General features: G+C 58.5%; 14 protein-coding genes. 7 read left to right on the forward strand and 7 right to left on the reverse strand.

The annotated features are described in order from the left end of the window. Positions 1 to 106: 106 nt before the first annotated feature. The 3 genes from V6L79_RS23075 to V6L79_RS23085 all read right to left on the reverse strand — a co-directional run bounded on the left by V6L79_RS23075 (position 107) and on the right by V6L79_RS23085 (position 4,239). Positions 107 to 2,524, reverse strand: coding sequence for a TonB-dependent receptor (locus tag V6L79_RS23075; RefSeq protein WP_338580343.1), 2,418 nt, complete (start codon positions 2,522 to 2,524; stop codon positions 107 to 109). A gap of 174 nt (positions 2,525 to 2,698) precedes the next feature. After that, positions 2,699 to 3,688, reverse strand: coding sequence for a FecR family protein (locus tag V6L79_RS23080; protein ID WP_261739571.1), 990 nt, complete (start codon positions 3,686 to 3,688; stop codon positions 2,699 to 2,701). Further along, a complete protein-coding gene (locus tag V6L79_RS23085; RefSeq protein WP_321834472.1) occupies positions 3,685 to 4,239 on the reverse strand; it encodes an RNA polymerase sigma factor in 555 nt (184 codons plus the stop codon). Before V6L79_RS23085 ends, V6L79_RS23080 begins: the two co-directional genes overlap by 4 nt. A 188-nt stretch (positions 4,240 to 4,427) precedes the next feature. Between V6L79_RS23085 and V6L79_RS23090 the strand changes: the two genes are divergently transcribed. The 4 genes from V6L79_RS23090 to V6L79_RS23105 all read left to right on the forward strand — a co-directional run bounded on the left by V6L79_RS23090 (position 4,428) and on the right by V6L79_RS23105 (position 9,037). Next, positions 4,428 to 4,916 (forward strand): sigma-70 family RNA polymerase sigma factor, encoded by a 489-nt coding sequence (locus V6L79_RS23090; RefSeq protein WP_321834473.1) that lies wholly within the window; start codon positions 4,428 to 4,430, stop codon positions 4,914 to 4,916. Next, positions 4,913 to 5,878 (forward strand): FecR family protein, encoded by a 966-nt coding sequence (locus tag V6L79_RS23095; protein ID WP_338579557.1) that lies wholly within the window; start codon positions 4,913 to 4,915, stop codon positions 5,876 to 5,878. The genes V6L79_RS23090 and V6L79_RS23095 overlap by 4 nt, the downstream gene beginning before the upstream one ends. Positions 5,879 to 6,070: 192 nt before the next feature. Further along, complete coding sequence (fecA, locus tag V6L79_RS23100) at positions 6,071 to 8,407, forward strand: TonB-dependent Fe(3+) dicitrate receptor FecA (RefSeq protein ID WP_261739575.1); 2,337 nt, start codon at positions 6,071 to 6,073, stop codon at positions 8,405 to 8,407. Positions 8,408 to 8,608: 201 nt separating this feature from the next. After that, positions 8,609 to 9,037 carry an HPF/RaiA family ribosome-associated protein gene (locus tag V6L79_RS23105; protein ID WP_261739576.1) on the forward strand — a complete coding sequence of 143 codons (429 nt, stop codon included), beginning with the start codon at positions 8,609 to 8,611 and terminating at the stop codon, positions 9,035 to 9,037. A 70-nt stretch (positions 9,038 to 9,107) separates the two neighbouring features. On the opposite strand, the gene V6L79_RS23110 is transcribed toward V6L79_RS23105, so the two are convergent. Next, positions 9,108 to 9,608: a phosphate-starvation-inducible protein PsiE gene (locus V6L79_RS23110; RefSeq protein WP_261739577.1), complete on the reverse strand. Its 501-nt coding sequence runs from the start codon at positions 9,606 to 9,608 to the stop codon at positions 9,108 to 9,110. A gap of 328 nt (positions 9,609 to 9,936) precedes the next feature. On the opposite strand from V6L79_RS23110, the gene V6L79_RS23115 reads away from it, so the two are divergent. The 3 genes from V6L79_RS23115 to V6L79_RS23125 all read left to right on the forward strand — a co-directional run bounded on the left by V6L79_RS23115 (position 9,937) and on the right by V6L79_RS23125 (position 11,250). Continuing rightward, a complete protein-coding gene (locus V6L79_RS23115; protein ID WP_019410845.1) occupies positions 9,937 to 10,194 on the forward strand; it encodes a YebG family protein in 258 nt (85 codons plus the stop codon). A gap of 75 nt (positions 10,195 to 10,269) precedes the next feature. Next, positions 10,270 to 10,848 carry an NAD(P)H-dependent oxidoreductase gene (locus V6L79_RS23120; protein WP_261739578.1) on the forward strand — a complete coding sequence of 193 codons (579 nt, stop codon included), beginning with the start codon at positions 10,270 to 10,272 and terminating at the stop codon, positions 10,846 to 10,848. Between the two features lie 30 nt (positions 10,849 to 10,878). Next, entirely contained in the window at positions 10,879 to 11,250 is a 372-nt protein-coding gene (locus tag V6L79_RS23125) for a MerR family transcriptional regulator (protein ID WP_261739579.1), read from the forward strand. Here V6L79_RS23125 and V6L79_RS23130 read toward each other — a convergent pair. From V6L79_RS23130 to fahA, 3 genes are all read right to left on the reverse strand, one after another. Beyond that, on the reverse strand, positions 11,247 to 12,272 hold the full coding sequence (locus V6L79_RS23130; protein WP_261742493.1) for a Glu/Leu/Phe/Val dehydrogenase dimerization domain-containing protein: 1,026 nt from the start codon (positions 12,270 to 12,272) through the stop codon (positions 11,247 to 11,249). The genes V6L79_RS23125 and V6L79_RS23130 overlap by 4 nt on opposite strands. A 277-nt stretch (positions 12,273 to 12,549) precedes the next feature. Continuing rightward, entirely contained in the window at positions 12,550 to 13,188 is a 639-nt protein-coding gene (gene maiA / locus V6L79_RS23135) for a maleylacetoacetate isomerase (RefSeq protein WP_261739581.1), read from the reverse strand. A gap of 11 nt (positions 13,189 to 13,199) precedes the next feature. Further along, entirely contained in the window at positions 13,200 to 14,504 is a 1,305-nt protein-coding gene (gene fahA, locus V6L79_RS23140) for a fumarylacetoacetase (RefSeq protein ID WP_321834478.1), read from the reverse strand. Position 14,505: the final 1 nt, after the last annotated feature.

Consider the following 14,505-nt stretch of genomic DNA (forward strand, 5'->3'; position numbering starts at 1 on the left):
TGGCACTTGTTCGCGATTCAAACAGCGCGGTATTGCATATACACCGCAGCGATCCGATCGCGGGCAAGCCCGCTCCCACCAGATGCAAAATCCATCCCGTGCGGCCTTAAAATTCCAGCGTACTGGAGAAGGTAAATTGCCGTGCATCGCCAATGGAGACGAAGGTGCGGCTGGCCGCTGAGGTGTAATAGGTGCGGTCGAAAAGGTTTTTGACATTGACCTGGAATTTGACCTTTTGCCCTTCGACGTGAGTGTCGTAGGTCGCAAAGGCATCGGCCACGGTGTAGCCCGGCAGGTCGAAGTCGTTCAATGCATCGCCTGCCCGTTCGCCCACGTAGCGTGCGCCTGCGCCAACCCGAAGTTTGTCGCCACCCACGATAGTGCCAAAGTCATACACCGCCGACAGCGAGCCGCTGTTTTTAGCCACGTTCTGCAAACGCATGCCTTGGTATTTCGTGTCTTTTGTCACTTCGGCATCGGTGTAGGCGTAGTTGCCGATCAGGCTCCACTGCTCGCTCAACTGACCGCTGACATCCAGCTCCAGGCCCCGCGAACCGACATCACCGGCCACCGAATACACAGTGTTAGTACCCACTGTGGTGGACACCAGCACGTTGCGCTTTTTGATGTCATACAAAGCCACGGTGCCGGTGATACGCCCCGGAATATCAAGTTTGGCGCCCAGTTCCCAGGACTTGGACTCCTCCGGGGCAACAGACGAATCCAGTACTACGTCCCCGCTCAGCGGTGCGATGCTGGAGTTGGGCTTGAACGATTCGGTGTAGCTGCCATAGAACGACAGTTCATCGGTGTAGCGGTACACCAGGCCTGCACGGGGAATCCATTTCACCCCGTTGGTGTCGGTGCTGACCTTGAACGGAATGCTTTTGCCTCCCAACTGGTCGTACTTCTGAAAACGTGCCCCAGCCACCAGAATCCACTGGTCGGTGAGGTGAATGGAGTCCTGGGCAAACAGCGAATCGCTGCGTAGCAAGTCGGTCTGGTTGCTGTCAGTGGCGCTGACCGTGGTGCCGGCAACTTCATTGCCATACACCGGATTCTCGTAGTTGAAGATGGACTGACTGTCCTGGCGGATCAGATCGGCGCGGTAGATTTTGCGGTACTCGTCATCGAACCCGAACACCAGATCATGCTGCATGCCCGCAGCCTGAACCTTGCCTTGCAGGCTGACGGTGGAGAAGCGGTCAGTGGTGATCGCGCCTTTAGTGCCGTCCATTTTGCGAGTCAGGGTGCCGTCGGAGTTGACCTGGGTGACGCGAACCTGGCTGGCATCGTAGGTCTCGCGGTTCCAGCTGTAGCCGAAATGGGCTTTCCAGTCGTCGTTGAGGTCGTGATCGACTTCAAGGCGATACAGGTCGGAGCGCCCTTCCATATTGTTGAACGGCTCATCCAGACGGCGCGTGGCCGGGATATCCAGCGGGTGGTTGGTGGCCGGGTTGATCGCCGTACCCCGGTCAAAGGGAGTCAGAAACTCGCGGTGCTCGTATGCCAGCAGCACTTGGGTATTGTCGCCATACCAGGCCAGCGACGGTGCAATTAGCGTCTCGCGATGCAGGCCGAAGTTGCGCCAGTAATCTTCGTCTTCGTGATCGATGATCATCCGGTAAGCCAGCCCCGAATCACCCAACGGGCCGGTGCTGTCCAGGCTGCCGCCACTGCCGTTTTTGCCCGCACCGTAGGTTGAGCCACGCACTGTCAGCGCGTTGTACTGCTCCAGTTGCGGCTTTTTGCTGACCACATTGACTACCCCGCCCGGATCCTGAATCCCGTAGAGCAACGAGGCTGGCCCCTTGAGTACCTCGACCCGCTCCGTGGTCGCATTCATCGCCCGCCCCTGCACCAGAGGCATGCCATCGCGCATGATCGAACCGTCACGGTTGTCACCGAAGCCGCGCTTCATCACCGAGTCCTGGGTGCCGCCCAGCGTGTTGCCCTGGGTAATGCCACTGACGTTGTTCAGGGCGTCATCCAGATTGCGCGGTGCCTGGTCACGTATCACTTGGGCCGCGACTACGTTGATAGTCTGCGGAACTTCCATGGACGAACCCGTGCCACGCATCACTGAGGTGTTGGCTGGCGGCTGATAGCTGGTGTCGTTTGAGACCTGCGAGGTGATGCTGGTGGCACCCAGATTCAGGGCGCCTGTCATGGGCTGGGGTTCGAGGGCAAAGGTATTGGCGTCGGTGCGCCGCACATTAAAGCCCGACTGCGCGAGCAACTGCTGCAAGGCCTCATCTGCGCTCATGCGGCCCTTGATTGCCGGGGCTTGCAGGCCGAAGGGAGCTTCGTCGGTATAGACCACGCTAAAGCCGGTCAAACGGGAAAAATCGTTCAGGGCCTGCGGCAGCGGCTTGGCCGGCTGGTTGAAGTCGAACATCGCGCTGACCTGCTGTTGAGGTGCCTCGCCGGCAATCGCCAGGCACAGCGGGTTTAGCGCCAACCCGGCGATCAAAAAAGCAGAAGCCCCCAACCACTGTTTCACCGAACTTGCCCTGGACTTCATGCTCATGACCTGTGTGTCGACTCGATACGGAATGCGAACTTTTCGCATTTTCAAGCACTACACGGATGGGGGCGGGAGTTACCTCACCTGCGATTGAAAATTAATTTTGTGTGCGGCCCTTTCCCCTCACCCCAACCCTCTCCCGGAGGGAGAGGGTTGGGGTGAGGGGAGCAGTCAACGCAATACAATCACCCGCCCAAACAAGCTGTGCTGTTCAAACCCCAACACCCCTTGCAGGGAATTGAGTACCGCTTGCGGGTCCTTGCTGGGGAAGCTGCCGCTGATGCGCTTTGCGCCCAATTGGCTATCGAGCAACACGATCTGGCCGGGGTAGTAGCGCTTGAGATCCGCCACAACGTCGACCAGCGGCGTTTTGTAGTAGGTCAGCCAACCCGAGCGCCAGCCCAGTTGGGCCTTGCTGTCGACGCGATGCACCACATCTGTCACTCCAGCGTCGTAAGCCAGTTGCTGATCGGCAGTGAGGATTTGCTGCGCCCCGTCCTTGCTCGCCTTGACCCCTACCCGCCCGGACAACACCGTGACCTGAGCGCCATCGGGTTGCAGGCGCACTTCAAACTCAGTGCCCAACACCCGCGATTCACCGCCCTCGGCATCCACGACAAAAGGCTCGCCGGTATGGGTGACATGAAAGAAGGCCACCCCACGGCGCAATTGGACATGCCGCTCGCCACCGCTGAAGTCCACTGCAATGGCGCTGTCGGCATCGAGCGTAACCTGCGATTGATCGGCCAAAATGACGGTGCGCACCTGCCCCGGCGCACTCACGTAATCAGCGCCCAGATCGTCCAGCCAACGCGCTGGCTGCCAACCGGCAAACACGCCGACCATCATCAGCAAGCACGCGGCAATCGCCATCCCGCCTGACCAGTGCCGCAGGCGGCTGCGCTTTGAAGTTTTCATCGCTGACAGGTAACGCTGCATCACCAGCGCTTCTTCGTCCGCCAGGGTGCTGGCCGCCACCTCGCTCAGTTCCCACACAACTTGTGCCTGGGCATAGGCTTCGGCATGGGCCGGATCAGCCTTGAGCCAACGGCTGAAGGTGGCCTGATCGCCGCTGTCGGGCTGATCGTGCAGCACACTGAGCCACGCCAGCGCGGTGCGCTCCTGCTCGCGGGTGATGGGAGTTTTCGAACGACTGATCACAACGCCTTCCCTGATCTCGGCTCACGCAAACTGGCCTTGCAGGCCTCAAGGGCACGCATCATATGTTTTTCAACAGCACTCTGGGACACGCCCATGACCTTGGCGATCTCGGCATAGGTGCGACCGTGGATTCGGTTGAGCAAAAAGATATGCCGCGTGCGCTCGGGCAGGCTGCGCAAGGCCGCTTCGACCTGACGCAAATCATTGCCTGCTTCCAGCGCTGCCTGGGGCTCGCAGCTTTGGGCATCCGGCTCGGGCTGCCAGTGATGGCTGATCCGCCCGCGCGTACCTTCGCTGCGCAAATGGTCGATAGCGATATTGCCCGCGCAGCGCAGTAAGTAGGTACTGAGTTCTTCGACCTGCACCAGTGGCCGCCGCCAAAAACGCAGGAATAAATCCTGCACCAGATCGGCGGCCGTGGCCCGGCACCCCACGCGGCGGCTCACCAGCGCTTCCATTTGCGGACGCTGGGTTAAAAACACCTGCAGAAAATGCGCCCGTCCATGGCGCGCTTCGCTACTGGAGCCATCATCAAGTTCGGGTGGGGTCATGTCATGGACATCGGTGCGCAGGTCAAAAAGGAAAGCGATACTAATGATAAATATTCTCATATGCAAAAACAGATGACGGCCAGCGCTCACCTCATTGATCAGCGGTGATTGCTCTACTCAATAAGCCACTACTACAATGCGAACAATTCTTGTTCTCTAAAGCGTTTTCAGCGCAGCTGGAGTGGTCGTTGCCGCAGTCAAATACCGTCGAGGTCCTGTATCAGGACCACCACAGCTGGCTCACGAGCTGGTTGCGGCGCAAGCTGGGCTGCCCGCAAAGTGCTGCCGATCTGGCGCAAGATACTTTTATGCGGCTGCTTACAGCCCGCGAAACCCCGAGCCTGAACGAACCCCGGGCATTTTTGACCGTCGTCGCCAAGCGCGTGCTGTTCAACCATTACCGCCGCCAGGATCTGGAGCGCGCCTATCTGCAGGCACTCGCCCAGATGCCGGAGCAACTCGCACCCAGCGAAGAAGAGCGGGCGATCATTCTGCAAACCCTGATGGAGCTGGATCAGTTGCTCGACGGCCTGCCCTCCCCAGTCAAACGCGCCTTTTTGCTGGCCCAGGTCGATGGGCTTGGCTACGCCGAAATCGGCGCACGACTGGGTATTTCGATTGCCACGGTCAAACGCCATTTGAGCAAGGCAGCCATGCGCTGCTACTTCGCCCTGTGAACGGTGGATTCAATCAGCCACCCGACATCGGCTCCGCAGTCGCCGAGCAAGCGGTGAGCTGGCTGATCGAAATGCAGGATGGCGCGCTGAGCCCGAGGCGCCAGCAGGCATGGGAGCAATGGCTGCAGGCACACACTGAACACCAGCGGGCGTGGGAGCATATCCAGCGGATCAACCAGCGCTTGCGCGGTTTGTCGTCACCACTGGCCCATGCTGCCCTGAACGCACCAAAGACCAGCAGCCGACGCCAGGCCATGAAACTGTTGCTGCTGTTGGGTGCAGGCTCGGCGTTGACTTATGGTCTGCGCGATCAGCTGCCCGTCACCCCGCTGCTGGCCGACTTCAGCAGCCCGGTAGGTCAGCGGCGCAAACTGCAATTGCACGATGGCAGCCAGATCCAGCTCAACACCGCAAGCTCGGTCGACGTGAAGTTCGACGCGCAGCAGCGAGTGATTCGCTTGCTTGAAGGTGAAATATTACTGACCGCCGCCCAGGATTCGCGCCCCTTGCAGGTGCTCACCACCCACGGCAGTTTGCAGCCACAGGCCGCACGCCTGAACGTGCGTCAATTCAGTAATCACACTGAAATCGCCGTTTTTTCTGGCCGGGTCAGGCTCACACCTACTGTGCACTCAGGCCCCCCGCTCTGGGTCGAGCCACACCAGCAACTGAGTTTTAACCGTCAGGCCTGGAACCCGCCGCGCCCGCTGGATGCGGGGAGCGGTGCCTGGAGCGACGGCATGCTGGTCGCCGCCCATATGCGCCTCGCAGACTTCCTGGCCGAGCTGGCACGCTATCGCCGTGGCCAGCTCAACTGCGATCCCAAGGTTGCCGACCTGTTGATCTCCGGCACTTACCCGGTGGACGACAGCGAACGGGTGCTGGAGTTGCTTGCTGTCAGCCTGCCGGTGCGGATCAAGCGCTTTACCCGGTATTGGGTAACGGTTGAGGCACGGGCGTAATGGTTGCATGAAATTTAATGTGGGAGCGAGCCTGCTCGCGAAGGTCTCAGGCATCGCGATTTAACGACCTTCGCGAACAGGCTCGCTCCCACAAAAAGGCTTTATTTTAATTTCAGAAATGTGAGCTGATTTCAAATCTGGCGTGACAGAGAAGGTAAGCCACTTTGATTCCCTTCGTCTCAGGATCCCTTCATGCCCGCTCAGCCCTTTCGCCTCACATCCCTGGCCCGCTTGCTATTGGGTGCCAGTTTGAGTTTCAGCGTCCTGCCGATGGCCTTTGCCGACACCAAGGCTTACCACATCGCGCCGTCATCGCTGGAAAACGCCCTGAATCAATTTGGACGCGAAGCCGGGGTGCTGATTTCATTCAGTTCCGCTACCGCCAGCGGTATTCAAAGCAAGGGCCTGGAAGGCACCTACGACCCCGAACAAGGTCTGCAGGCCTTGCTCGAAGGCACGGGCCTGCAAGCCCGCGCCGAAGGTCAGGGAGCGTTCAGCTTGCAACCCGCTGCAGCCTCGCTGGCACCAGCGAGCATTGAGCTGGGCGCCTCCAGCGTAGTCGGCGACTGGCTCGGTGAAGCAGCGCAAATCGATGTGTTCGAACACGCCGGCGCACGTGATGTGATCCGCCGCGAAGCATTCGAACGCCAGGGCGCCACCACTGCCCGCGACGTACTCAATCGCATTCCAGGCGTCAACGCCCCGGAAAACAACGGCACCGGCAGCCACGACATGGCGCTCAACTTTGGCATTCGCGGCCTCAACCCACGGCTGGCTACCCGCTCCACCGTCTTGATGGACGGCATCCCCGTACCCTTCGCCCCCTATGGCCAGCCGCAACTGTCGTTTGCCCCGATCAGCATGGGCAATATGGACGCGCTGGACGTGGTTCGTGGTGGCGGTGCCGTGCGTTATGGCCCGCAAAACGTAGGCGGCATCGTCAACTTCGTGACCCGCGCCATTCCCGACGAACCGACCGTCAAGGCTGGTTTCCAGACCGAAACCAGCCCGTCCTCCACGCAAGACGGCTTCAAGAAAACCGCCAACCTGCTCGCCGGCGGCACGGCCGACAATGGCCTGGGCGGCGCCTTGCTGTACTCCGGTACCCGCGGTGGCGACTGGCGCGAACACAGCGATACCCGTATCGACGATCTGATCCTCAAGGGTAACTACCAGATCGACGAAGCCAACAGCCTGCACGCAATGGCCCAGTACTACGACGGCGAAGCCGAGATGCCCGGCGGCTTGAGCACTGCGGCCTACAAAGCTGATCCGTATCAGTCGACACGTCCGAACGACAAGTTCTGGGGCCGTCGTACGCTGGTCAACTTCGGCTACCGCTATCAGGAAGACCGCCGTGAATTCACGGTCAACAGCTTCTTCACCAAAACCCTGCGCAGCGGTTATCTGGACCAGGGCACCTTCCTTTCGCTGTCGCCACGGGAATATTGGGTACGCGGAATCGAAACCCGCATTGCACAAGGCTTTGACCTGGGCAACACCCGCCACGAAGTGGGCGCGGGCTATCGCTACATCAACGAAGCAGGTCATGAACTGCGTTACCGCACACCGATTGCGGCCAACGAATTGCCGACCACCAACAGCCGCAATGACCGCGATACCCGTGGCGCTACTGAAGCCCATGCATTCTTTATCGACGACAAGATCGACATCGGCAAATGGACGTTCACCCCCGGCATTCGCTACGAAATGATTGAACAGCAACAAACCAACCTGCTGACCAACGTCAAATACAAGGGCGACTACAACACCCCATTACCAGCGCTGAACGTGATGTACCACGTCACCGACAGCTGGAATATCTATGCCAATACCGAAGGTTCGTTCGGCAGCGTGCAGTACAGCCAGATGCCCAATCGCGTCACCGGCGGCGAAGTAAAACCGGAAAAAGCCCGCACCTGGGAACTCGGCACACGCTACGACAATGGCAACCTGCGCGCGGAGATCGGCGCATTTTTGATCAATTTCAACAATCAATACGACAGCAATCAGACCACCGATACAGTGATCGCACGGGGCAAGACCCGGCACCAGGGGATCGAGGCTAGCGTCAACTACGCGCTGGATGGCCTGAGCCCGGTACTGGCCGGTTTCGACGTATACGCCAGCTACGCTTATGTTGACGCGACTATCCGCGAAGATGGACCGAACAAGGGTAATCGCGTGCCCTTCTCCTCGAAAAACAAGGGCAGCATCGGCCTGGGTTACACCGAAGGGCCGTGGAAAGCCAACCTGGACACGACCTTCCAAAGCAATCAGTTCGCCGACAACGCCAACACCCGCGCCGAAAGCGCTGATGGCAGCACCGGTTCAATCCCCGGATACATGCTGTTCAACACACGGGTGGGCTACGACTTCGGGCATCAACTGTCTGACTTGAACGTGGCGATGGGGGTCAAAAACATCCTCAATCACGAGTACTACACCCGTTCGTTTGACGATAACAACAAGGGTAAATACGTCGGCGAGCCGCGCACGCTCTACGTTCAGACATCTGTCGCATTTTGATATAAATCAACCAAAGCCCGCCCATGCGGGCTTTTCTCACAGCCAAAGACTGACGCCGGTCACAGCACGTGAGACTTCCTGAAAATAGTACTTGAAATATTTGGTCATCGGCCCAAACACTGTAACTGAGCGATGACGATGAACCTTTGAACACACGAGGCCGTCAGACCTCACACGAGCACGCTATATAAGGGAAGAATTATGCAAACTGAAGTCTTTTCCGATAAGAACATCGCCGTTGACGTACGTACCCAAAATTGGGTGACTGCGACAGTTGAAGTTACGCTCGAACGTCACTTGGAAGACCTGACTCGAGTTATCGTGCATGTCACCGATGAAAACGGTGGCAAATCTGGAACTAAAGACAAACGTTGCAAAATGGAGGCTCGACCTAAAGGGCACCAACCGTTTCTGGTTTCCCACGACGCTGATTCGCTGACAGAAGCGGTAGAAGGTGCCGCTACCAAACTGGAGCACAAGCTGGAGCACTTGTTCGGCAAGCTGCGTGGCAAACGTACCGTGACGCTCTCTCCGGAAGGGTTTGAGGAGAAAGAGCCAAAGCAGAGTGCTGACGCCCTGCTGGAAGAAGAGTTTCTAGAGAAAGAAAAAGAACTCGAACTCAATAGCTGATTCAGCGTTCAGGACGCAAAAAAAGGGCGGGCTTACTTCGGTAAGCCCGCCCTTTTTCATGTTGTTGCGGTTACAACTCGCCCTTCTCCACCTCAGGGTGTTCACCGGAGCCGGCACCGGTCTTGCGATGCGGGTTCTCGATTTTCACCGACGGGAACTGCGACGAGGCATAACGCACCACCAGGATGGCAAACGCCAGTAACAGAATCGCCCCGGTCAGGTACACCACGCCCATGTCCGGCGGGTTGTGATGAGATACGTTGGAAATCAGCAGGCGGGTCAACGCCGTGATCGCCACGTAAATCAGGAAACGCACGGGCATGTGGTTGGTCTTGAAATAAATCCCGACCATCGCTCCCAGCTCGAGGTAGATAAACAGCAGCAGGATGTCATCAATAGAGATGTTGCCCTTCTCCACCATCCCGAGAAATTCCATCACCGCCGCCCAGGCAGTGACCGCACCAATCGCAAACAGCGCAAGGTAATGGAAGGTTTCGACGAACAGATTGCCCATCGATTCGGCCAGTTCATGAACCTGGCGACGTAGCTTTTCAGCTTTATTAACTCTCACGATGCAGCTCCTTGAATCGACTCGAACGGATCATCCGCGATGCACATGACGCTTTTTACATGCAGAAAAAAGGCCATGTGAGAGCGCACTACTTTCAACTGTGGGCGCAAGCCTGCTCGCGAAGGTGCCAAGACCGTCACGAGCAGGCTCGCTCCCACATAAGATGATGACGGGCGGCTATTAGACACGTCAGGCACCCGATACGCCTACCAATTGCAGCTAGAGTGAAAAAGCCGCTATTCAAAACCTGGTGATTGGCTTATCCTTTTCGCTGTATATAAATACAGTAATCGCAAGATAATTTACGTGAAGGCATATGAGGTGGTAAATGGCCGTCGAAGTGGTATACCGCAGCAGCCGAGATCTGGAGCGCTTGTTCATGGATAAAGCCGAAGCTGACCGTCATGACAAAATGCTGGAACTGGCTGAGTTGCTGGCAGAAGTGTTGCAAAAAGCTGTGCCGTCGCTGAGCGAGCAGCAGGTCGAAGAAGCCGGTATTTACATGGCGAAAAATCGCGATGTGTTTGCCAAGGCATTCAAGAGCCAGCCGGACGCCCTGTCCGAGTTGCTGGTCGACAGCGAGTAACCGCACCGGGCTCTCGCTTGACTCTCCCCTACGGGGCAGCCCCTACCCTCAAAGGCCCCCTTTCAGGTTGGCGTGATGATGAGCAAGCGAGTACTGGTGATCCTGGGTCACCCCAGCACGGATAGTTTCTGCGGTGCTCTGGCAGACACCTATATAGAAGCGGCCAAGGGTGCCAACCATGATGTGCGGTTCATGCAGTTGGGTGCTCTGCGCTTCGATCCGGTGCTGCATGAAGGCTACAGGCAGATCCAGGCGCTTGAGCCTGACTTGCTCAACGCCCAGGCTGATATTCTCTGGGCTGAGCAGCTGGTTCTGGTCTACCCGATCTGGTGGGGCGGGATTCCCGCATTAATGAAAGGCTTTTTCGACCGCATCCTGCTGCCCGGTTTTGCCTTTCAGTACCGCAAGGGCAAGGCATTCCCCGACAAGCTGTTGAAAGGCCGCAGCGCGCACCTGCTGGTAACCATGGACACCCCGCCGTGGTACTACAAATGGGTTTATCGCATGCCGGGGCTGCATCAAATACGCAAAACCACCTTGGCATTTTGTGGCATAAAGCCCCTCGCAACCCTGACGTTTGGCCCGATTCTCGACGCCACGTCACCCCAAAGAGACGCCTGGCTTCAAGAGGCACGCAGGCTCGCCACTCGATAATCTGGCGGGCGGCGATTAAAAGGATTTTTCATGTACATCGGCAAAGCCGCCCAGTTGTCGGGCACCACCATCAAAAGCATTCGCCATTACGAAGACATAGGCCTGTTACCACCCGCGCAACGCCGTGGCGCCTATCGCGTCTACAGCGAGCAAAGTGTTGAACTGCTGATGTTTATCAAATGCGCGCAGCAGTTGGGCTTCAAGCTCAAGGAAATGCAGGCAATTCTTGATCAACACCGTGGCCAGACATTGCCATGGGAAGTGGTGAACGACGCCATCGCCCGCAAAAAACACGCTGTGATGAGCCAGATTGAGGCATTGCAGCAAGTGCATGCGGGGCTAGTGGAATTTGAAACGCGGTTTGCTGTAGACGCGCCAAAACTGGATTTAGCCTGCTTTTAATCCTTTGGGTACAACAAGCGTTGCGCCAGCTCATCCGAGACCCGTGCCGGTGAGCGCTTTTCGGCCTGGGCGTGAGCATAGATGCCGGTCAGGCGCTGGCTGATCTGCAACAACTGCTGGTTGATGGCCTCGGGCGCAGCATCCTGATGGGTCAGCGCCATATAGATCAGCCCGCCGGAATTGATGACGTAATCGGGTGCATACAAAATACCCCGCCGTTCGAGTTGATCGGCTACTTGCAGATTGGTCAGTTGGTTATTCGCACACCCGGCCACGGCCGAGCAGCGCAGCTGCGCCACACTGTGCCAGTTCAACACACCGCCCAGGCCGCACGGCGCAAGGATGTCGCACGGCGTGCTGAGCAAGGCTTCGCAGGCAATGGGATGCGCACCCAGTTGTTCCATGGCCAGACGTACTTTACCGGGGTCGGTATCGCAGACCAGCAACTCGGCACCCGCCGCATGCAGTTGCTCAGCCAGCGCGTAACCGACCTTACCCAAGCCCTGGACCGCAACCCGCAAACCTTCCAGGTTGTCACTGCCCAAGCGCGATGACGCGGTGCTGCGAATACCGGCAAACACCCCCATGGCTGTATGTGGCGAAGGGTCGCCTGCCGCAGTGGTGCTGGTCACGTGTCGGGTGTGTTGGGCGATGCAATCCATATCGGCGGTAGAGGTGCCGCTGTCGATCGCGGTGATATAACGCCCGTCCAACTGATCGACACAGCGGCCAAACGCCTCAAAAAGGGCCGCACGACTCTCGACATGAGCCGCGCGCACAACCACGGCTTGCCCACCCCCGACTGCCAGGCCGGCCAGTGCCGCCTTGTAGCTCATGTCTTGAGCCAGACGGATAGCATCGTTCACAGCACTTTCGTCGTTCGGATACGCCAGGTAACGACAGCCACCCAGCGCTGGGCCCAGGCGAGTGTTATGAATGGCAATAACCGCCTTGAGGCCTGTAACGGGGTCCACACTAAGGTGCAGCGACTCCAACTGAGCGCTTTGCATGAGAGCAAACATCATCAGGCCCTCGAACGATTATGGGTATTCGCCAGTATAGGCGGCGCCAAAAAAATCGTTGAAGTGCGCAGGAATAAGCCTGCGCGGTTTTCACGATTTCGGACATAACCCGCAGAACGTAGCAGCTGCCGAAGGAACGAGGCTGCGTTCGGCTGCGAAGCAGTCGCAAAATCAGACGCTGCGGTGTATCAGTTAAACTCGGCCCTCAGGGTTTACGACGGCTTCGCCGCCGAACGCAGCCTCGTTCCTTCGGCAGCTGCTACCTGTTGCGCTTCCTTCAGGCAGGGGTATCGGGTTGATTGGCCGGATGCGCCTTGATAAACGCCGGATGTTTATCTGCCAGTGCCGCCACCCGGGTAATGCGCGGGTACGGCGTCAACGCGACGTTGAACCGCTGCGCGGCATACAACTGCGGGATCAAATACACATCCGCCAACCCTGGCTCGGCCCCGAAGCAATATCCATCATCACCAATCAGCTGCTCAATGGCCGCCAGCCCTTGAGTGATCCAGTGACTGATCCACTGCACCACCTGCTCTTCGCTCTGCCCCAATTGGCGCAGTTGATTGAGCACGCTGACGTTGTGCAGCGGGTGGATATCGCAGGCCACCAGCGCCGCCACCGCCCGCTCGTGCGCACGGGTGACAAGGTCCCGGGACAGCAGCGCCACCTGCGGGTAGCACTCTTCGAGATACTCGATGATCGCTGGCGATTGGGTCAGCACGCTGCCCTCATCGGTGCGCAGAACAGGTACACGGCCTTGCGGGTTGATCTCCAGATACGCCGCCTGGCGGTGTTCACCGCCAGGCGGCGCGATCAGATTGACCGGCACTGCCTGATAATCCAGACCTTTAAGCGCCAGCGCGATCCGCACCCTGTAAGAAGACGTTGAACGGTAATACGTAAACAGTTCCATGACCCGCTCCTTTAGCGCGCGGCGACGACCTTGCCCCGGCACTCGCCAAAACCGATGGAGGCATGGCCTTCGCGGGTACAACGGGCACGCAGGATGATTTCGTCGCCATCTTCCAAGAATTTACGTACCTCGCCCGAAGCCAGCTCGATCGGGTGTTTACCGCCTTCGGTGATTTCCAGCAGGCTGCCCAGCTGCGAGCGGTCCGGGCCCGACAAGGTACCCGAACCAAACAGATCGCCGGACTGCAACTGGCAACCGTTGACGCTGTGGTGGGCCACCAACTGTGCAGCGGTCCAGTACATGTTCAGCGTGTTACTCAAGCCCAGGCGATGGGCTGGCAGGTTTTGCTCACGCATTGATTCAGTCAGCAGCAGCACTTCAAGTTCGATATCCAGCGCGCCACTGGACTGATCCCTGCTATCCAGCAGATAGGCCAGCGGCTGCGGATCACCTTCGGGACGGGACGGTTGCGCACGGCGGAACGGCTCCAGCGCTTCGGCGGTCACGACCCAAGGCGAGATGCTCGTGATAAAGCTCTTGGACAGAAACGGGCCAAGCGGCTGGTATTCCCAGGCCTGGATATCGCGGGCCGACCAGTCATTGAGCAGGCAGAAACCGGCAATGTGCTCGCCCGCTTCGCTGACCGGGATCGAGTCGCCCATGTCGTTACCCTGACCAATCCAGATCCCCAGTTCCAGCTCGTAGTCCAGACGTGCGCACGGGCCAAAGGTCGGCTCGGTCTGACCGGCTGCCAAGGTTTGCCCTTTAGGGCGACGGACTTCGGCGCCAGACGCACGAATGGTCGAGGCACGACCGTGATAACCAATCGGCACATATTTATAGTTAGGCAGCAGAGGGTTGTCGGGGCGGAACAGTTTGCCGACGTTTTTAGCGTGCTCAATGCCTACATAAAAGTCGGTGTAGTCACCGATTTTGGCAGGTAAATGCAGTTGGCAATCGGCCGCCAGCGGCAGCAGCCTGGCGCCTTGGGCTTCGATTTTTCCGCGCAGGGTACTGCCTTCGCTCAGCAATTCCAGCAAGCGCTCACGCAGGGCAACGCGGGCACTGCGGCCCAACGCAAAATAGGCATTCAACGCGCCGCCCAACGAGGCCTCTACCGCCACTTTGGCCTGGCCTTCAAACAGACCGGCCGCCAACCCGGCCTCCAGATCGAAAATCGCATCGCCAATGGCAACCCCGCTGCGCGCAGCCGAGCCATCTATGCTGAAGATGCCCATCGGCAGGTTCTGCAGAGGGAAGTCGCTGTGACCGTTGGCGGAGGTGATCCAGCTACGGGGGAAAGTGGACTGGGTCATG

Source organism: Pseudomonas sp. ML2-2023-6 (assembly GCF_037055265.1).
In the GTDB taxonomy this organism is placed as follows: domain Bacteria; phylum Pseudomonadota; class Gammaproteobacteria; order Pseudomonadales; family Pseudomonadaceae; genus Aquipseudomonas; species Aquipseudomonas kulmbachensis.